Genomic DNA, 17402 nt, shown 5'->3' with positions numbered 1-17402 from the left:
CATACGTTCTGTGGTTGTTGGTAAGCGAATGATACAGCGCGAGCAATGTCGTCAGCTGCCAATACGCCGCCCATGTCTTCTTTCCAAGAATCGTAACCGTCTTTGATCTCTTGAGATGTTGTGTGAGACAGAAGCTCAGTCTCTACCGCACCCGGTGCGATAGTAGTAACACGAACATTTGAAGCGGCAACTTCTTCACGAACGTTCTCAGAGATAGCGTGTACCGCGAACTTAGTACCACAGTAAGCTGCGTGGCTTGGGAATGTTTTCTTACCCGCGATTGAGCTGATGTTGATGATAGTACCTGTGTTGCGTTCCATCATTGGAGCAAGTACAGATTGCATGCCGTTTAGAAGACCAATTACGTTCACATCGAACATTGTCTTCCACTCTTGTGCGTCTTGAGTATCGATTTGACCAAGAAGCATTGCGCCAGCGTTGTTGATAAGTGCATCTACAGGACCAAACTTCTCTTCACCTTGTGCGATTGCTGCATCAAAAGACGCTTTGTCTGTTACGTCTACTTTCACTGACAGTGAATTTGGTAGGTTCAGTGCTTCAAGGCGGTCAATACGGCGAGCTAAAAGTAGCAGAGGGTGACCTTCATCGCTTAGACGACGAGCGATTGCTTCACCAATACCAGAGCTTGCACCTGTAATTACGATTAGTTTTTTCATTTTATTTCCTCTGTACTTTTATTGCGTCGGTTGGCTACGACGTATTGTTTAAGTGCATTCGAATCAAGTGTTTGTTGTCTTGCTTCGTTGCGATGGAGGTATATTAAGGAAAATAGTATTGTTGATATATAGCGCTTTACTTGAAACACTGTTGCTGTGGTGCAACAATAAAGCGTCTATCTAATAACTCCATTAGTAAGCTGGCGACTATGCTTAATCAAATTAACCTGTCTGATATTCGTTCTTTCGTGCTGATCGCTCGTTTAGGTAATTTCACCAAAGCGGCGGAGGAGTTGGATGTGTCGCGCTCCCACGTATCACGCCAAGTAAGTAGCCTAGAAAAGCAGATGGGTGTAACGCTGTTTATCCGCACTACTCGAACCTTGAGGCTGACTCACGCAGGGCAAGATTTGTACACGAGATGTGAACAAGCCTTAGATAATATAGACCAAGCGCTGATTGCTGCGGTTGATGATGTCGAAGAGGTACGCGGTGACATCAAAGTCAACTGTGTTGGCGGTTATTTGGGGGAAGTGATCATCGCGGATCTGGTCAATGAGTTCATGCAGCTCTACCCAGATATCAGCATTAGCCTTGATTTCAGCAGTAACCGAGTCGACTTGATTGAAGACGCTTTCGATATCGCTTTTCGTATGGGGAGCCTTGAGGATGCGGGCTTTATTGCGAGGAAGCTATTGGACATAGAGATGGGAACACTCGCGAGCCCTGAGTATTTTGCTCGCAAAGGAAAGCCAAATCACCCTAAGGACCTTATCCATCATGATTGCTTAACCGGCTCGGTGCGTAAATGGAGTTTTCAAGCGCTTGATGACACCAAGAAAACACTCGATGTGCATGTGACAGGTAGGCTGCAATGTAAAAATGGCCGAGTGTTGGTGCAGGGTGCGAAGTCTGGGAACGGGATTATTCGTGTACCGACTATCTATTGCTTACAAGAACTTAATGATGGGCAATTAGTTCAGGTGTTTGACGACTGGGTGGTACCTAAAGTGGACTTTTCAGCGATCTACCACCGAGACCGCTATCAACCAAGCCGTATTAGAACCTTTATTGATTTTGTGAAAAGTCGCTTTGAACAAATGCCAGTGAGCTAGGCATGTTATAGATTAGCTGTCTTCCGTCTTTTGACAATAGTTAGACTGGCTTGGACTTACATTTCGTCGATTTCGTTTTGTAGGCTTTCTAGCTGATCCAGAATCAGTAGGAACTTCTCGCCAAATGGAGTGACTTGGTACTCCACTCTTGGCGGCAGTTCGTTGAACATTTGCTTATCTAGAATACCAAATTCTACATTTCGCTTTAAACATTCATTCAAGACCTTGGTCGATAACCCTTCGACCGAGCGTACCATTTCACCGGGACGATTGATGCCATTTGCCAGTAATTGGTAAACCGTGAGCGACCATTTACAACCGTAGATGGTCTCTACCATGCGAGCGGAACGCTCTGGCGCTGATTTTCTTGAAAAAAAGTTTTCCTGATTTTTCATAAAGATGTACCAATAAGTACCTACCTAACCGATTTGTACTTACTATTCATAGTGTTAGTTCAAAGCCTAAGATTACCACGTTCACATGACTTAGGAGATAATAAAATGAACTTCACTAAAAATGGTATTGCAGTCGTAATCGGTGGCACAAGTGGTATGGGCTTTGAAACAGCGAAGCAGTTAGTCGCTCAAAATATCCATGTGCTGGTCGTCGGCAATAACCCAACTAAGTTAGATAAAGCGGTATCAGAACTTCAGTCGCTGGGCCACGCTTCTGGTTGGCAAGCTAACCTTTATGATGATGCGAGTGTAGCGAATCTTATTGCGCATTTAGAGTCGCTTGAAGAGGGTATTGGTTACCTTGTTAATGCGGCTGGCTACTTTAACCCTAAAGCGTTTGTCGAGCACCAAGAGTCGGATTACGAGCAATACATGCAGCTCAACAAAGCGACTTTCTTCATCACTCAAGCTGTCAGCAAGTTGATGATCAAAAACGGCGGCGGAAACGTGGTAAATGTAGGCTCTATGTGGGCGAAACAAGCGATCAAAGCGACGCCATCTTCTGCGTATTCAATGGCAAAAGCTGGACTACACGCTTTAACACAGCACATGGCAATGGAATTGGCGGACCACAATATTCGTGTGAATGCGGTTTCTCCTGCTGTCGTTAAAACGCCGATCTACGAATCATTCATTAAGCCAGAAGAGGTGGACCAAGCGCTAGAAGGCTTCAATGCATTCCACCCTATTGGTCGTGTAGGTCAACCGAAAGACATCGCAAACAGCATCTCTTTCTTGCTATCAGACAGTGCCGATTGGGTAACGGGTGCAATCTGGGATGTTGATGGTGGTGTGATCGCGGGCCGCAATTAATCAAGCCGAGCTTTCAATATGGGGGATGCTTTGTTGGCAATTAAGAATTAGCAGCTAACAGCTAAGTCTCTCCCTCGTTCGTTATTCGCGTAGAATAGACATTAGCAAGACAATAATAATTAAAACAATACTTAGAGTAAGGTCGTCATTATGTTCAACATGGACTTTTCAAAGAGACTGGTTATCGAAACCGATAAACTAGATTGGGTTGCAAGCCCTGCCAAAGGGGTATGGCGTAAGCCCCTAGAAAGAGAAGAGAAAGAATCGGGTCACACGACTAGTGTAGTGAAATACGATCCTCAATCTTCATTCTCTGAACACCCACATCCGCAAGGAGAAGAGATCTTCGTATTAGATGGTGTGTTCTCTGATGAAACTGGCGATTTCCCAGCAGGCACTTACATTCGCAACCCACCTGGTAGTGTGCACTCTCCATCGAGCAAAGAGGGTTGCACGATCTTAGTTAAGCTAAATCAGTTTGATGCGAGAGACTTAACTCAAGTTCGAATCAATACGCTAGAAACGGAATGGCTACCGGGTATTGGCGGGTTACAAGTCATGCCATTGCATGAGTTTGAGCACGAGCATGTCGCTTTAGTGAAGTGGCCTGTCGGTGAACGCTTTCAGCCACATCGTCACTTTGGCGGTGAAGAGATCTTTGTGTTGTCGGGCACCTTTAAAGATGAACATGGCGTGTACCCGAAACATACTTGGATGCGTAGCCCTCACATGAGCGAGCATTTCCCTTATGTGGAAGAAGAGACGATCATCCTAGTGAAAACAGGTCATTTGCCACTGATATGATGATTATCTCGACAAGTAAAATAGAAAGCCGCTTACTAAAAGTCAGCGGCTTTCTGCTTTCTAGTGCCTATTGAGCTTACCTAATACACATTTGAGCATTAGTAAGCAACACCAATACGTTGGCGCGGGAACTTGCCAGCTTCGAGCTCATCAATCATCGCGATAGCGTAATCGCTGACTGAAATTTTGCTGTTACCATCTTCGTCGGTGAGCAGTTGATCGCCACCAGTGCGGTAGGTCGATAGTTTCTCGCCCGGGAATATTTCTGCGGCAGGGCTAACGAACGTCCAGTTAACTTCGCTATTAGATTGCTTGAACACTTCAAGAGCTTCGCCCTGTGCTAGCGCTTCGTTTTTGTAATCCGCAGGGAAGTCAGGAATAGTCACTAGCGGTACGTTTGGCGCTACTTCTAATGAGCCAGCTCCGCCAACCCAAAGTAGGCGATCGATACCGATGCTCGGTAATGTTGCCAGCAATTTAGTCGCAGTGTTTTTTACGATGTCGTGATTACCCAGAGCACGTCCGCCAATCGAAGTAATGACTGCATCAACGCCGGATAGTGCGTTTGCTAGACTTGCGGCTTCATCTTGTAAATCAAATGAACGAACTTCAATGCCTTTGGTTTCCACGCGGCTTGCATCTCTTACAACAGCAACGACCTCGTGACCACGAGATTGAGCTTCTTGAGCGATGTGACTACCAATCCAACCTGATGCACCTAATACTGCAATTTTCATAATGTCTCTCCAATTATCTAATTTATTGAGTCGTTTTCTCGACAGCCATTGCAGTCTAATAGCTCACTAGATTGCGATAAATATCGTAAAATGATGTAGATTGTATCTATATAGTTAGCTAATAAGGTTGAATTAGCGGTTAAACCGCTCGGAGAGAGTGTGATGGATAGATTGACGGCGATGCGTAGCTTTGTCGAAGTCGCAAATTGTGCCAGCTTCACTCAAGCGGCTGAGCATTTGGATATGAGCAGATTACAGGTGTCACGTCATGTTCAAGAGATAGAAGGGTGGTTAAAGCAAAGGCTGTTGCACAGAACCACTCGTAAGGTGAGCTTAACGGCTGCAGGAGAAATCGCGTTGCAGCGTTGCGAGAAAATCCTTCATGAGACCGCTGAGCTAGAAGTTACTTCACTCAATCAAACCGATGATCTTTCTGGAACCATTCGAATTGCAGCCCCCATCGGGTTAACTCAGCATATGTTGTTGGACGTGGTCGAGCAGTTCACCGAGCGCCACCCTAATATAACGGTCGAACTGTTTGCCTCAGACCGCTTTACTCAGCTGGTGGATGAGAGGATCGATATTGCACTTCGTTATACCGATCAACCTGACGATAGCTTGATTGCACGAAAGCTAATGGTCATTGATTCCGTGGTGTGTGCCTCGCAAGCTTACTTGGACAAACATGGTGAACCTGAAACGGTCGAGGCGCTTCGACAACACAATTGTTTTCGTCACTTGAATGTTTCTAAGTGGGACTTTGTTAGGGACAATCAACACTATTCAGTTGAGGTGTCTGGTTCGATTATAGCCAATGATGTTGGAGTGCTAACTCGGGCAGCTCTGCATGGAAAAGGGGTGGTTCGTTTGCCTTGTGACCTGGCTAACCCATTGATTGCAGAGGGTCAGTTGAAGCGGATATTGGAGGGTTTTGTTTCACCAAGCAGCGTACTTTGGGCGGTGTATCTATCTCGCAGCTATCAGCTTCCGGCCGTGCGCCAGTTCATTGATTTTGCAGCAGAAGCTTGGTCTCGCGATATCAAGCTTGATGATGTTTGAGTAAGTTAGCTAAGTTAAGAATCACGGAACAGCTTATAGGCATATTAATACAAAAATCCGACATCAATGGCTGATGTCGGATTTGAACTCAATAATCTAGAGTTCTAGCACGCTCTCCTCTCACGAAGTCGTTATACATATCCATGTTCGGATAACCGGGTATTTACTGTATTTCCATTGATGTCTGGTAAAGGCTGATACAAGCTCTTAGCTATTTCAGACAGCACCTGATCATAGACTTGCGAAACCGCACGAGATATATCACTGGTTAGTTCATACATGCTATCTACTGGTTGAGTTAGTTCACTACTTGAAGAGATCTCCGCGAGCGAATGCATTGCTCGTGAAAAAACGGGGGAGCCAGTGCTAATAGGGCAAATTATCGATAGTTGGTTAAGCTTTCGATGCATCTGAGACGCGTAGAACTTAAACCTCAAATATTCTTCCGGCTTTTCGCTATCAGTAACTGTAATTTCTGGGATACATAAACGAAGTTTAGTCAGAACATCCATGCAATCTAAGATTTGCTGCCAGTTCATGTGATACTCACGGCTCATGTCTTCACGCTCTGATTGAGTTAACCATACGATCATCACCTCATCCATTAAGAACATGCAGTGGCGAATGGTTTTACCATGAATCGATTGGTTGCGAACCAAGCTGCGGTTTTGCCAATCACTGTGCATTGCAATGAGCTTGAGGTGGTAGATGCGATACATAGGCCGGCTATCAAATGAGACGTGCGATTGAAGTAGCTCAGACACCTCTAGTATGTTGTCGTATACCTCATTTACTCTGCGAATTGAGCTACTAGATAATTTACAAGCTAAAGCGTAATGCGTCGCTGCACGGTGTTTTCGTGATAGCAACAGCAGCTCTCTGAGTAGAACTAAGGTTTCAAACCTGTGTGATAGTGCAGTCTGTCTCTTTCTGGAGAAATAGAACAGAGTGGCAAGCACTGCTATGGATAAACCCACTGAAATAACTACAAACATATTCAACTCCCAATATCTGAATACCTATTTAGTGGTAGTGCAGACACTGTGCCAGAGTTGATAAGTGTTATATTTCAATGGCTTATATTTGTTTGTTGTTTTTGAATGATCAACGTTGGTGCATGACTTCACCATTCGAGTGAGTTTTTCTCATATTTTGCAGGATTTTTTGAGAGGTAATCCGTCAGAAGTAGAACGTATCTTTGATTTCAGAGCTGACTTTTCTTGCCATAAGGGAAATTAAAAAGGCCTCACTCTTTAATGCTGCTCACTAGAAACAGCATTAAAGAATGAGGCCTTTCGATATTTATCTGACGCTCAATGACTTACAAAGGGAGTCATTAAACACTAAGCCTTATGCAAGCTTAAGATCGAACTCGTTGCGGTACATCACCATATCTTCAATGGTTAGTACTGGCATGTTGTGTAGTTTACCGAAAGCAACAATCTCTGGCGCTTTTGCCATTGTGCCATCTGGGTTAGTGACTTCACACAATACACCTGCTGGTTGAAGACCTGCCATTTGCATTAGATCCACAGTACCTTCTGTGTGACCGCGACGAGCAAGTACGCCACCTTTGCGAGCGCGTAATGGGAATACGTGACCAGGACGAGCAAGGTCAGTAGGTTTCGCTGTCGGGTTTGCAGCTGTTTTGATCGTAGTAACACGGTCAGCGGCAGAAACACCTGTTGTAACGCCAACTTTTGCTTCAATAGTCACAGTAAACGCAGTTTGGTTTGCGCTGTTGTTATCAACAACCATAGGTGGAAGGTCAAGTTGGTTAGCTTGATCATCAGTTAGACACAGACACACGATACCGCTGCATTCACGGATCATAAGTGCCATTTGAGCATTAGTTAGGTGTTCTACTGAGTAGATGATGTCGCCTTCGTTTTCACGATCTTCATCGTCAAGTAGAAGTACGCCACGACCTTCGCGCAGAGCTTGCAGTGCGTTTTCAACGCGAGTAATTGGTTCGCCAAATTCGGCAAGTAGTGAAGACTGATTCATGGTTAAACTCCTAAAATATCACCAGAATCAGGGCTGTATGAGGGATCTCAACCGAGCACAACAAAGCCTACTCATTACAAGTCGACTTTAGCTCATTATGGTTTTATCCAAAACGAAATGCACCCGCATAAGTTGGAGGCACGAACCCAACTCACGCGGGTGCGCCTTTCCAACTTAAACGAGTGTGTTTCCATTCTCTCTCATCCGGACTATAACCGTCGGCTCTGGCATCTCACCAGATCTGCTGACCTCGACGAATCGAGCGCTCGCGGGCTTATCTTTAGATTTTCCTAAGGACATACCGCCGGTGGGGAATTTCGCCCCGCCCTGAGAATAAAAATTAATAATTTGTTTTGCTATGAAAGCAGACCAGATGGTAATCCTTTCAATACTGGATTTAAAGGACTCACAGCAAAGTTTTTTAGATTCATCGCTTTTAAACCGGTAAGTGTTCACTTTATCAGCAGAACGCAGGCAGGGTGCTTTATTATGGGCTAGCTTGGTTCCCGCCATTCGCTATTGGAATGTGAAATAAGGGTGTTGCTGCTGATGGGTTACAGTGCGGTGTTTCACGTAACCAATAATAAAGCGACTCGAATAAATGAAGTTTATTGCGCTACGACGTCTTACTGAGCGTTTTTACAAAAAATTGATATTGGCGGTGCTAAGCTGCGATAGCATCCGACCACTTTATCCAAAAGATCTTAGCCATGACTTCTCTGTTCTCCAACAAATCCAAAGGCTTATTACTGCTTGTTTTAAGCTTGTATTCTCTTGTTCCCTTTTTGATCTTTGGATCTCATTTCGACCTTGGAAGTGCTGTATTGCCTTTTTATGGTACTGTGATGACATTCGTGACTTATTCAGCGGGTAATCAAGGGTTCCTAATCACACTCGCGGTTCTCTCTTTGTTGGTGCTGACATTAAAGTTTTCAAAAGCAAAGTTGGTGAGCCTTTGCTTGCAGCTCGGTGTTTTATTGGTGTTGAGCTTTGCAGCGAAGACATTCCTTAAATCATCAACTGAGAGCCCACGTCCATATACTGAGTATTTAGTTACTCAAGAAGTGGTTGATATGCCGGAGTTGTTTTATGAGCTGCCACTAGAAGAAAAGAACGTGGCCATTGAATCAGTAGAAGATAAGGTCAGCGAATGGCGAACGCGTCATTGGCTTGGCGAAACGGACTATTCATTCCCATCAGGACACATGATTTTCGTGGGTGTCTGCTTAGCATTCTTTGGTGGGTTGTTCTTAGAAGCGAAACGTTTTTACCTTGTAGGTAGCATGCTAGCTTGGGCTGGTGGTGTAGCTTATAGCCGCGTTTGGCTTGGTATGCATCGTCCTGAAGACTTAGCAGCATCTATCGCTTTTGCAGGCTTAATCTACCTATTAGTACCACTGGTGCCAACACAAAAAATAGAACCTTTATTGCCTAAATTCCTCAGAACGACTTAACCATTCAAGAAGAGCTTCGTTGTTTAAAGCAACTAAGTTCTTAAAAGTAAAAAAGTTCTTAAAAACAAGTTAGTACCCAAAAGCAGCTTAACAAGCGGAATCCCTGGCTATTGATTGAGCCCGAGTTCTGCTTGTTTCTTTTTGGTTAGTCCCAAAGAGACAATTCGGTGAGACTCCGTCAGGTAGTATCTCAATTCGTCATCCCTTTCAGGTGTGCTCTCAAACAGCTGAATCCACTTCATTCCACGCGAAGCAAAGTAGGGCGCGGGTTTATACCCTGGCTCTTCTTTGAGAAAATCGAAATTCTGATCAGATGCCTTAAAGATAAATGCAGGCTCGTCGTTCGGTCCCCAACCTCCAATCGCAAATACCTTACCACCCACCTTCCAAACGTGTGAATTGTTCCATTGCATGACATAGCTAGTAGCAGATTGTGACTCGCAAAAAGCATTGAATTCATCGTATGTCATAGAGCGCCCTCTCAATAGTTTGGTGCTGGTGGTATTTATTTACGATACCGCTAGAAGTTAACCAGCTAAGCCTTGCCAAATAGCCGTCAAGCCACTGATAGAACATAGCAGTAAAGAAGCGATACGTATCTTCTCTTTTGAAATCGTTTGAGTGGTCATCATAGCCACTTTGTAGCCTAACCAAGCAGCGGGCAACAAAGGTATTGTTATGATCAAATGGTGGAGCGTGAAGAAGCCAATCGGGATCTGCACGACTAATGAAATGATTGAGCTAAATACAAAGAAAGCAGAAAGATTACCACGGAGTTGGTTAGCGTCTTGGTGTTGAAGCAGTAACGCCATCGGTGGACCTCCGATCCCTGAACTAGTACCAAAGAACCCTGAGAAAAATCCTGCAATCCCCATCTTGGCGGGTGTTGGCTCTAATCTAAACGGCAGTAGGCTTACAATCACAGCAAACACTACCAGTAATCCTAGCCACAGTGACAATACGCTCGTCGATACCATCACCAACAAAGCTCCTCCTGCCAATGAGCCTGGGATTCGGCCCAGCAGTGCGACTTTGAGTCCACCAATAGAAATATTTGCGCGGTGTTTTAATGCGTTGAATACTGAGATAAAAAGGCCAATGAGGCAGATAGGCGCAGGGACATAGTCTGGCGAGACCAAAAACAGCAATGGTGCGGCGACAACAGCCAAGCCAAAGCCGATAGCGGTCTGTACAAACGAACCAACAAAAATGAGTGCCATTGCAATAAGGGCAGTCTGATTTAGGTATTCCATAGGCCTGCGAGTAAGTTCTAAAGGAGCGAATGGATACTATAAATTAAAACGGTAGAAATAGTCTTAATATTCAGTAAGGTTTATGCAAGTTTCGTTAGTTACATATTCAGTTTTTGCGTCCAATAAAAAAGAGAGCGGATATCTCAGGAACTAGTCCATTCAATATCCACTCTCTCATTGGATTGCTTATCGCTGTTACTGATTGGGGGAGTCAGTATTAAACGTTAAGCCATTGCCAATTTGATGCGCTCAATCGGCTTGTCATTGATTGGCAAATGGATAAGTGCTGCTGCAAATGCTAATACCACCGTTGACCACCAAATTGGCTCGTAAGATCCGTAGTAATCGTAAATACGACCACCAACCCAAGCGCCTAAGAAACTACCCACTTGGTGAGTGAAGAACACCAAGCCATACAAAGTCGATAGGTAGCGTGCACCAAAGATTTGGCGAACTAAGCCCGACGTTAGTGGAACCGTACCTAGCCAACAGAAGCCAATGGCCGCACCAAAGATTGCTGCGGTTGACTCAGTGACTGGCAGAGTGACAAACGCACCAATAACCACAGTACGCACTAAGTACAATGCCGACATCACATGACGCTTGCTGAACTTGTCGCCCATTACGCCCCAGAAGTAAGAACCGAAGATGTTGAAGATACCAACGTAAGCCAATGCCATTGCTGCGCTACTCGCTGGTAGGTTTTTGTCAGCTAGATAGCTTGGTAAATGCGTTGCAATGAACATCACGTGGAAGCCACACACGAAGAAGCCAGCATGAATTAACCAGTAACCTCTGTGAGAGAAGGCTTCTGATAGCGCTTCTTTCAAGGTTTGATTGTCTTCCATTTGCGTTTGTTTGCTCGTTGCGACTTTTGGTGCTCGCATGAAAAGTGCAAATGAGATCATCACGCAGCACAGCACAGCAAACACTTGCATCGCACTCTGCCAATCAAATTCGTTCAACATGTATTGCGCGCCCGGAATCACAGCAAACATACCAAATGAACCCGCAGCCGTAGTTAAACCAAATGCTTTAGCGGCGTGTTCTGCCGGTACCACTTTCGCTACTGCGCCTAATACGATCACATAGCTTGTTGCACTCAGTCCAAGGCCAACCAGTGCGCCTAGCGAAACGTAAAGCATGCTCGATTCGGTAGAAATTGAGGTAAGAAGTAAACCCAAACCGTAAGCACATGCGCCAGCAATAATGATGCGCCTTGCTCCCCATTTGTCTGCAGCCATGCCAACAAAAGGTTGGAATACACCGAACAATAGGTTTTGTAGAGCAATAGCGAAGCTGAAAAACTCACGACCGGTGCCGAAATGCTCTGAAATTGGCATCATGAAAATGCCGAATGATTGTCTGATCCCTAGACTGATAATAAGTGTGCCGATCCCAAGCCATACCAGTAAAGGAAAACGGAAAATGCTCATTCTAATACTCTTAAATTAATGGTGGTGATGTGAGTGGTCTTGCGCAGACATGTTTTGTTCAGTCATATCATGATGATGCTCGTGTCCTGATTGCTGGTGGCAGCCACTACTCACGGCGTGCTGAGCCAAAAGATCAATCAGTGGCTGACTGTGATGCACAATAACCAAACTAATGACGAGGAATAACGTCATCCTGGCTAGTTGAGCAAAAAGAGATTGTGAAAACATAAGGTGTTTACATGCGCTTGATGTTGTAAGAAGTCGCGCATCATAATGATGGGTAGGATATGTATCAAATGACTATTTGTGATTTAGTCTATGCGTTTCATGCATAGATTTACACGATGCTGATCTGAGAGGGAAATATGACTAAGAAATGGGAAAGCTCGGCACTCAACGATTCCAAGGAAGAAGCCAGTAATTTAATATAGATACTTAGTATCGTGTCTGTAACTATCTGCTTTATTGAGATATTTCACAAAACTGTAAAAACTAATATACAAACTAATTACCGTATAAGATTGTCCACTCGCTCGACTTATCTGTTAAACATCGTAAATTTGGGCGTAAACCGTTTCAACATGACTGAAACGCGATGTTAAAAGATTCAGGGAGAGTCATTCACATGGATAAAGATCATAACTTTCGCGAAAATTTGCTGGCACTGATCTTAGGTAGCGCACTGGTTTCACTTGGCGTTATCTTTTTCAACCAAGTCGGCTTGCTAACCGGAGGCACCGCTGGTCTAGCAATCTTCATCACCAAAGTAACAGACTTAAGCTTTGGCCAAGTGTTCTTTGCACTAAACTTACCTTTCTATATTTTATCGGTCGCTCGTATGGGCTGGCGTTTCACTATTAACACCTTTATTGCCGTTTCGATAGTTTCGTTCGCAGTGGACCACTTATATCACGTGATTCAGATCGCCGAGATTCATGCACTGTATGCAGCATTACTTGGCGGCGGGTTAATTGGTACTGGTATGTTGGTGATTTTCCGTCACAAGATGAGCTTGGGCGGCTTTAATATTCTGGCGCTGTTCTTACAAGAGCGTTTTGGGATTCGAGCAGGTAAGGTTCAGATGGCATTGGACTGTACCATTGTGGTGCTTTCACTGTTTATCGTTGATGCGCCGCTAATACTCTTGTCTGTGTTGGGGGCAGTAGTCACCAACCTGATTCTCGCAATGAATCATAAACCGGGGCGCTACCAACCGGTTGTAAAAGCGGAAGCGGCTTAGCGAACTTGATTTTAAGCCTAAATTACAAGCAATAGAAAACAACAAAGCCAGCATCAATTGCTGGCTTTGTTCTATGAAAATAGTCATTTAACGTTTAGCAGTTGCCACAACCGGATTCCGGTTTAGCTCGCAATCAATCACATTACCTTGTTTGTCTAGTGACAAGTTGCAGCACTGTTCAAATAGATTCTTAAGATCGCCGCGGCTTTTCTGAACGCGAGATTTAATGGTCGAATAACTGACATTTTGCTCTTCTGCGAGTGCTTTCTGGCTCTGGCCCTTGATATCAACGGCAAGCAATAGCGAGGCACTTTGCTCAGGCAACGCTTGGATGAAGGGTTCAATACACAAAGACAACTTCTGTTTGAACTCTTCATTGTGGTCTAAATCTGCAAACCACAAATCGTCCGCATCAATTTTGCTATCACGTTGTTGACGAGCGTGTTTACGGTAGAAGTCGATAATTGTGTTATTGGCTAATTGAAATAGCCACGATTTAACACTGCTCGCATCTTGCACCTTGTGCAGGTTCTGAAAAGTCTTAATTAAGATCTCTTGCAGCAAATCTTCTACATCGGCGGTGTTACTCACTTTAGAGTGGAGGAAGGCTTTTAATGTCTGCTGATATTCAGCCCACACCTGCTCTAAGTTTAAAGATGTGCTATTTGCACTGTTCATTTACGCAACACTCGTCTTGTAAGAAACCAATAACCCCTTCTAGGCATTCATACTCTGCGACACAAAAGAGAGTTCTGCCTTCACGTCTTTGGCTTATAAGGCCCGCTGAAGCAAGGCTTGATATGTGATGAGACAAAGTAGAACCGGGGATACCGAGTTCTTCTTGTAGGCCGCCAACCGCAATGCCTTGGTAGCCAGCTTTTACAACACTCTTATAGATACTAAGGCGAATTGGGTGGCCTAGCTCTTTAAGTGCTTTTGCTACGACTTCTAAGTTCATATTAACTCCTCAAGATTTAATTTCGATAATAGTCGAAATGAAGCTCGAATTCAAATCTAAAAACAATGAATACGTAAGCCATTGAAAGTCCACTTGTTTGAAATTTATTTCGATTTTTATCGAAATAAAACTTGATCTGTAACTATTTATTTCTATAATTCGAGAATATTCGAAATTAAGGGTCGGGTACTTTCCTCATAGAGTTCGACCTTCAATCCTGTTTGGAGTTAATTATGAGCAATGAAATGTTAACAATGCTAAAAGACGTGCTGGATATGTTCGCTTTCTTAGCAGTAGAACTCATCATCCTTTTCTTGGCGATTAGCTACATCGTTGGGATTCTTCAAGAGTTCCTTACGCCCGAGAAGATTCAATCTATCTTGAGCTCACGTAACGGTAAGGGCTATGTGATTGCCGCACTACTCGGTGCGATTACACCTTTCTGTTCATGTTCGACGATTCCTTTCCTAAAAGGTTTGCTACGTGCACGAGCGGGTTTTGGTCCAATGATGGTGTTCCTATTTGGTAGTCCACTATTGAACCCAGTGATCATTGGTTTGTTCGTGATTACCTTTGGCTGGCAAGTGGCAGCGTTCTACTTCTTAGTCGCAATGACGGTATCGGTAGTAGCAGGTTACACACTGGAGAAATTAGGCTTTGAGCGTTACGTAAAAGCAGAAGCGTATGAATCAACAGGTTCATCTTCAAGCTGTGGTACTAGTTGTGGTGACTCTGCACCTAAGAAAGCAGAGCCAGCAAAAGCGGAATCTTCATGTGGTACAAGCGCATGTGGTGAACCTGTACCAGTAATGGCAAAAGAGAGCGCATGTTGTGGCACTAAGAAAGAAGAGCCGAAAGTAGAAGTATCATGCTGCTCGGCTGACGGTACAGCAACAGTTGTTGAGAAGAAAGAACCTAGCCGTTGGGTAAGAATCTGGTTCTCAACTTGGAAAGACTTCAAACAAGTGTTCCCTTACTTGATGATGGGTATCGCAATTGGTTCATTTATCTATGGCTTCATTCCAACTGACTTGATTGCTAAATATGCAGGTGAAGGTAAGTGGTACGCGATTCCAATCGCAGCTGTAATTGGTATTCCACTATACATTCGTGCTGAAGCTGTGATTCCACTGAGTGCTGCATTAGTACAAAAGGGTATGGCTCTAGGTTCTGTAATGGCGTTGATCATTGGTAGTGCGGGTGCGAGCTTGACAGAAGTTATTCTGCTTAAGTCTATCTTCAAAAATCAGATGATTGCGGCCTTCCTATTCGTAATACTAAGTATGGCGATTGGTGCAGGTTACCTATACACCTTTATCTTTGGTTAATCTTAGATAACACCATCGCTACGAAAGTATAGTTAGTAAAAAGAGCTCACATTGTTGAGCTCTTTTTGTTTTTAAAGGAAAGCAGCAACGCAAGATTACACAGAGTTAGGCAGTGCAGAAGAGGTGCCTTTTGTCGCGAAAGCATTAGTTGCTAACACATCGCAGTGGTGCCGATTAATTGCATCCCCGTAATTGTTGGTAATACCGGGGAATTGGAAACGATACATTGGAATACCAAAGCGACGCTCTCTCTGCTGTCCGATTCGGTCTTTGCTTGTCCAAAACAGTCGATTCTTGGCGGTGTAAGTCATGCCGTGCATTTTATTGAAGTATTCTTCGTGGCTACGCATTTGTTCGTACAACTCAATAATACGCTGTCTAGAAAAGTTCAGCGTTGAACTGCTTTTAAGCTTGGTTCCCCATCCAGTTAATACCTTTTCCATGAAGTCTCGGGTTACAAGCCCTGGGCCAGTCAGTAAGCCTGCACCTTTACTTCCTCCAGAGGTATTAGCATTACCAACTAAGGTTCCGTGTCGGCCTGGCATGTAGGTGGTGTAATATTGGGTGGAGCGAGATAAGCGGGGCATTCTTGCTTTGAACGCTAGAGATCGCTCGTCTTCCGCAAATACGCACACGATTTGTTTTACGTTTTTACCAAGTGATTTGTAATCCTTGAACGCGTTCATTCCACCGGGTACAGGATCGCAAGCGAAAATATTGACTGGGATATGGCTAAGTTCCGGATCTTTGAGCATACGGTTCGCTAATTCAAAGCAACTGACACCGCCCCGACTCCAGCCAACGATGTTCACTTGGCTGATTGGTTTGCTCTGGCGCTCAATCGCTATGTTTTGCTGACGAGCGGCAATACCGTGTTTTAGATCGGCGGCTAACTCTTTTGAATCTTTAAGCCATTCTTGATATTTCTGGTTGGTTGCAAAAGGCCAAGCGGATTTCGCGGGGCGGGATTCACTGAGCAACCCTTTGGCTCGTTTGAGGTAGTCATTCTTGTCTTGCTGGTTACCACGTATGATGTTCAATACATGACGCATGTTGCTGTCGATACCTTTGCCTTGCAGAGTCCCTCTAATCGCAGAGTATGTATCGTCCTTGCCTTGCTTCAACCATTCGTTTTGGTTTCCGCTACCAACACCGTCCACTTGGATATAGTCAATCATGTCTCGCCCTGTAGTATTCTTCGCCAATGTTGATATCAGCTCGCCAGACACATAGTTCTTATGATTATTATCTTCTGAATTGGATCCCGTACCACAGAAGAATACGGTAAAAATCGACATACATTCCCTTATATAAATTCACCGAGGTTATGAAAAGTATAACTATCGAATCAAAAGCTTGGAGCTAAACGTCGCAATATTCTTAAAGGTCAGACCAACAGGTGAGATAAATGGAACCGAGCGCAAGTTTTATAAATTAGGTGTTTGGTGAGCTTTATTGGAGTCTTGGTTGGTTTATACCCGTCAAGAAAGATCAATCGAAGTGTTACAATACTGAACGCTATTTTGTCTAGTATCAAACAGCAGGCTGATTTTGCTCTAGTACTGAAATCTGAAGCCTACACTTTGTATAGACACCCACCGGGGGAATAGACCTTTAAAGGGCGGGGAAAGTATCAAAGACTGCTTACTAGTTTAGGTTAAGATTTATAGGAGGGAGTATGTTTGAAATACATAGGGAGTATGAGTTACAAAATCAGCAACATTTTCATGCGCACATAAAGGTGAGACCAACAGGAAACTTGGAGTTTGAGATCTTGGAATCTCATGAGCATCATGACACCGATTTTCGAAATTTATTGTTTGAAAGCGAACGGGGCAAGATCAAAGTAGTTGGGCGAGATGAAAATGGTCAACAAACTGATTGGCAACTGCTGTTAGCTGAGGACGATGCGAAAGAACTCAATCATTTAGTCGTCTTAGCGTCAGAGCAATACGAGACATTAATGCGAGATCTTATGTGAGGGTAGAGCTTGCGACACATTAAACGAAGGTGTTACCTGTACATAAAAAACTAAAAGCCCGGCAAACATGAAGTGACCCCGTAAA

At 44.2% G+C, this 17402-nt stretch carries 19 protein-coding genes, 1 pseudogene and 1 riboswitch; of the genes and pseudogenes, 8 read left to right on the top strand and 12 right to left on the bottom strand.

All coding sequences use genetic code 11. The features are described from left to right. A partial coding sequence (locus tag BCT81_RS14575) for an SDR family oxidoreductase (protein ID WP_102424888.1) occupies positions 1–677 on the bottom strand: 677 nt, incomplete at its 3' end. A gap of 209 nt (positions 678–886) precedes the next feature. Between BCT81_RS14575 and BCT81_RS14570 the strand changes: the two genes are divergently transcribed. Beyond that, complete coding sequence (locus tag BCT81_RS14570; RefSeq protein WP_102424887.1) at positions 887–1792, top strand: LysR family transcriptional regulator; 906 nt, start codon at positions 887–889, stop codon at positions 1790–1792. Positions 1793–1848: 56 nt separating this feature from the next. Here the strand turns inward: BCT81_RS14570 and BCT81_RS14565 are convergent, their stop codons facing one another. Next, positions 1849–2187, bottom strand: a complete 339-nt coding sequence (locus BCT81_RS14565) for a helix-turn-helix domain-containing protein (protein WP_004741127.1) — start codon at positions 2185–2187, stop codon at positions 1849–1851. Positions 2188–2292: 105 nt separating this feature from the next. Between BCT81_RS14565 and BCT81_RS14560 the strand changes: the two genes are divergently transcribed. Both BCT81_RS14560 and BCT81_RS14555 read left to right on the top strand, forming a co-directional pair. After that, the gene (locus tag BCT81_RS14560; RefSeq protein ID WP_102424886.1) at positions 2293–3060 is read left to right on the top strand and encodes an SDR family oxidoreductase; all 768 of its coding nucleotides are present in this window, start codon (positions 2293–2295) and stop codon (positions 3058–3060) included. A gap of 150 nt (positions 3061–3210) precedes the next feature. Continuing rightward, complete coding sequence (locus BCT81_RS14555) at positions 3211–3864, top strand: cupin domain-containing protein (protein WP_102424885.1); 654 nt, start codon at positions 3211–3213, stop codon at positions 3862–3864. Positions 3865–3962: 98 nt separating this feature from the next. Here BCT81_RS14555 and BCT81_RS14550 read toward each other — a convergent pair whose 3' ends face one another. Continuing rightward, positions 3963–4601 carry an NAD(P)-dependent oxidoreductase gene (locus BCT81_RS14550; RefSeq protein ID WP_102320905.1) on the bottom strand — a complete coding sequence of 213 codons (639 nt, stop codon included), beginning with the start codon at positions 4599–4601 and terminating at the stop codon, positions 3963–3965. Positions 4602–4763: 162 nt separating this feature from the next. Here BCT81_RS14550 and BCT81_RS14545 point away from each other — a divergent pair, with 162 nt between their 5' ends. Then, on the top strand, positions 4764–5660 hold the full coding sequence (locus BCT81_RS14545) for a LysR family transcriptional regulator (protein ID WP_102424884.1): 897 nt from the start codon (positions 4764–4766) through the stop codon (positions 5658–5660). A gap of 131 nt (positions 5661–5791) precedes the next feature. Here BCT81_RS14545 and BCT81_RS14540 read toward each other — a convergent pair whose 3' ends face one another. Together BCT81_RS14540 and ribB are read right to left on the bottom strand one after the other, a co-directional pair. After that, positions 5792–6655, bottom strand: a complete 864-nt coding sequence (locus BCT81_RS14540; protein WP_102424883.1) for a hypothetical protein — start codon at positions 6653–6655, stop codon at positions 5792–5794. Positions 6656–7010: 355 nt separating this feature from the next. Further along, positions 7011–7667: a 3,4-dihydroxy-2-butanone-4-phosphate synthase gene (ribB, locus tag BCT81_RS14535; RefSeq protein WP_063521737.1), complete on the bottom strand. Its 657-nt coding sequence runs from the start codon at positions 7665–7667 to the stop codon at positions 7011–7013. A 188-nt stretch (positions 7668–7855) separates the two neighbouring features. Next, positions 7856–8006, bottom strand: a riboswitch (FMN riboswitch). 371 nt (positions 8007–8377) lie between these two features. On the opposite strand from ribB, the gene BCT81_RS14530 reads away from it, so the two are divergent. After that, on the top strand, positions 8378–9121 hold the full coding sequence (locus BCT81_RS14530; protein ID WP_102424882.1) for a phosphatase PAP2 family protein: 744 nt from the start codon (positions 8378–8380) through the stop codon (positions 9119–9121). A gap of 107 nt (positions 9122–9228) precedes the next feature. Here the strand turns inward: BCT81_RS14530 and BCT81_RS14525 are convergent, their stop codons facing one another. From BCT81_RS14525 to BCT81_RS29775, 4 genes are all read right to left on the bottom strand, one after another. After that, positions 9229–9591 carry an MmcQ/YjbR family DNA-binding protein gene (locus BCT81_RS14525; protein WP_102424881.1) on the bottom strand — a complete coding sequence of 121 codons (363 nt, stop codon included), beginning with the start codon at positions 9589–9591 and terminating at the stop codon, positions 9229–9231. A 57-nt stretch (positions 9592–9648) separates the two neighbouring features. After that, entirely contained in the window at positions 9649–10374 is a 726-nt protein-coding gene (locus BCT81_RS14520) for a sulfite exporter TauE/SafE family protein (protein ID WP_004741118.1), read from the bottom strand. Positions 10375–10598: 224 nt separating this feature from the next. Further along, positions 10599–11810: an MFS transporter gene (locus BCT81_RS14515; protein ID WP_102424880.1), complete on the bottom strand. Its 1212-nt coding sequence runs from the start codon at positions 11808–11810 to the stop codon at positions 10599–10601. Between the two features lie 15 nt (positions 11811–11825). Continuing rightward, positions 11826–12038: a hypothetical protein gene (locus tag BCT81_RS29775; RefSeq protein WP_080566570.1), complete on the bottom strand. Its 213-nt coding sequence runs from the start codon at positions 12036–12038 to the stop codon at positions 11826–11828. Positions 12039–12435: 397 nt separating this feature from the next. Here BCT81_RS29775 and BCT81_RS14510 point away from each other — a divergent pair, with 397 nt between their 5' ends. Beyond that, positions 12436–13050 (top strand): YitT family protein, encoded by a 615-nt coding sequence (locus BCT81_RS14510; RefSeq protein WP_102424879.1) that lies wholly within the window; start codon positions 12436–12438, stop codon positions 13048–13050. Between the two features lie 94 nt (positions 13051–13144). On the opposite strand, the pseudogene sigZ reads toward BCT81_RS14510, so the two are convergent. Both sigZ and BCT81_RS14500 read right to left on the bottom strand, forming a co-directional pair. Further along, a pseudogene (gene sigZ / locus BCT81_RS14505) lies at positions 13145–13728 on the bottom strand (RNA polymerase sigma factor SigZ). Then, on the bottom strand, positions 13712–14008 hold the full coding sequence (locus BCT81_RS14500; protein WP_004741113.1) for a metalloregulator ArsR/SmtB family transcription factor: 297 nt from the start codon (positions 14006–14008) through the stop codon (positions 13712–13714). Before BCT81_RS14500 ends, sigZ begins: the two are co-directional and overlap by 17 nt. A 233-nt stretch (positions 14009–14241) precedes the next feature. Between BCT81_RS14500 and BCT81_RS14495 the strand changes: the two genes are divergently transcribed. After that, on the top strand, positions 14242–15336 hold the full coding sequence (locus BCT81_RS14495) for a permease (protein WP_102424877.1): 1095 nt from the start codon (positions 14242–14244) through the stop codon (positions 15334–15336). Between the two features lie 95 nt (positions 15337–15431). Here BCT81_RS14495 and BCT81_RS14490 read toward each other — a convergent pair whose 3' ends face one another. Beyond that, positions 15432–16634, bottom strand: coding sequence for a hypothetical protein (locus tag BCT81_RS14490; RefSeq protein ID WP_102424876.1), 1203 nt, complete (start codon positions 16632–16634; stop codon positions 15432–15434). A 380-nt stretch (positions 16635–17014) separates the two neighbouring features. Here BCT81_RS14490 and BCT81_RS14485 point away from each other — a divergent pair, with 380 nt between their 5' ends. Next, on the top strand, positions 17015–17317 hold the full coding sequence (locus BCT81_RS14485) for a hypothetical protein (RefSeq protein ID WP_102424875.1): 303 nt from the start codon (positions 17015–17017) through the stop codon (positions 17315–17317). Positions 17318–17402: the final 85 nt, after the last annotated feature.

This window comes from Vibrio sp. 10N.261.52.A1, assembly GCF_002876325.1.
In the GTDB taxonomy this organism is placed as follows: domain Bacteria; phylum Pseudomonadota; class Gammaproteobacteria; order Enterobacterales; family Vibrionaceae; genus Vibrio; species Vibrio chagasii.
Note: the sequence above shows the minus strand (reverse complement) of the source record. Positions and strands in the feature narration are given on the sequence as shown.

What these genes read in the sequence shown, in the direction of transcription:
- BCT81_RS14550 (WP_102320905.1), bottom strand. Translation starts at nt 4,601, where the DNA reads ATGAAAATTGCAGTATTAGGTGCATCAGGTTGGATTGGTAGTCACATC.
- BCT81_RS14540 (WP_102424883.1), bottom strand. Translation starts at nt 6,655, where the DNA reads ATGTTTGTAGTTATTTCAGTGGGTTTATCCATAGCAGTGCTTGCCACT.
- BCT81_RS14545 (WP_102424884.1), top strand. Translation starts at nt 4,764, where the DNA reads ATGGATAGATTGACGGCGATGCGTAGCTTTGTCGAAGTCGCAAATTGT.
- BCT81_RS14525 (WP_102424881.1), bottom strand. Translation starts at nt 9,591, where the DNA reads ATGACATACGATGAATTCAATGCTTTTTGCGAGTCACAATCTGCTACT.
- BCT81_RS14555 (WP_102424885.1), top strand. Translation starts at nt 3,211, where the DNA reads ATGTTCAACATGGACTTTTCAAAGAGACTGGTTATCGAAACCGATAAA.
- BCT81_RS29775 (WP_080566570.1), bottom strand. Translation starts at nt 12,038, where the DNA reads ATGTTTTCACAATCTCTTTTTGCTCAACTAGCCAGGATGACGTTATTC.
- BCT81_RS14515 (WP_102424880.1), bottom strand. Translation starts at nt 11,810, where the DNA reads ATGAGCATTTTCCGTTTTCCTTTACTGGTATGGCTTGGGATCGGCACA.
- BCT81_RS14520 (WP_004741118.1), bottom strand. Translation starts at nt 10,374, where the DNA reads ATGGAATACCTAAATCAGACTGCCCTTATTGCAATGGCACTCATTTTT.
- BCT81_RS14570 (WP_102424887.1), top strand. Translation starts at nt 887, where the DNA reads ATGCTTAATCAAATTAACCTGTCTGATATTCGTTCTTTCGTGCTGATC.
- BCT81_RS14510 (WP_102424879.1), top strand. Translation starts at nt 12,436, where the DNA reads ATGGATAAAGATCATAACTTTCGCGAAAATTTGCTGGCACTGATCTTA.
- BCT81_RS14495 (WP_102424877.1), top strand. Translation starts at nt 14,242, where the DNA reads ATGAGCAATGAAATGTTAACAATGCTAAAAGACGTGCTGGATATGTTC.
- BCT81_RS14530 (WP_102424882.1), top strand. Translation starts at nt 8,378, where the DNA reads ATGACTTCTCTGTTCTCCAACAAATCCAAAGGCTTATTACTGCTTGTT.
- BCT81_RS14565 (WP_004741127.1), bottom strand. Translation starts at nt 2,187, where the DNA reads ATGAAAAATCAGGAAAACTTTTTTTCAAGAAAATCAGCGCCAGAGCGT.
- ribB (WP_063521737.1), bottom strand. Translation starts at nt 7,667, where the DNA reads ATGAATCAGTCTTCACTACTTGCCGAATTTGGCGAACCAATTACTCGC.
- BCT81_RS14500 (WP_004741113.1), bottom strand. Translation starts at nt 14,008, where the DNA reads ATGAACTTAGAAGTCGTAGCAAAAGCACTTAAAGAGCTAGGCCACCCA.
- BCT81_RS14560 (WP_102424886.1), top strand. Translation starts at nt 2,293, where the DNA reads ATGAACTTCACTAAAAATGGTATTGCAGTCGTAATCGGTGGCACAAGT.
- BCT81_RS14490 (WP_102424876.1), bottom strand. Translation starts at nt 16,634, where the DNA reads ATGTCGATTTTTACCGTATTCTTCTGTGGTACGGGATCCAATTCAGAA.
- BCT81_RS14485 (WP_102424875.1), top strand. Translation starts at nt 17,015, where the DNA reads ATGTTTGAAATACATAGGGAGTATGAGTTACAAAATCAGCAACATTTT.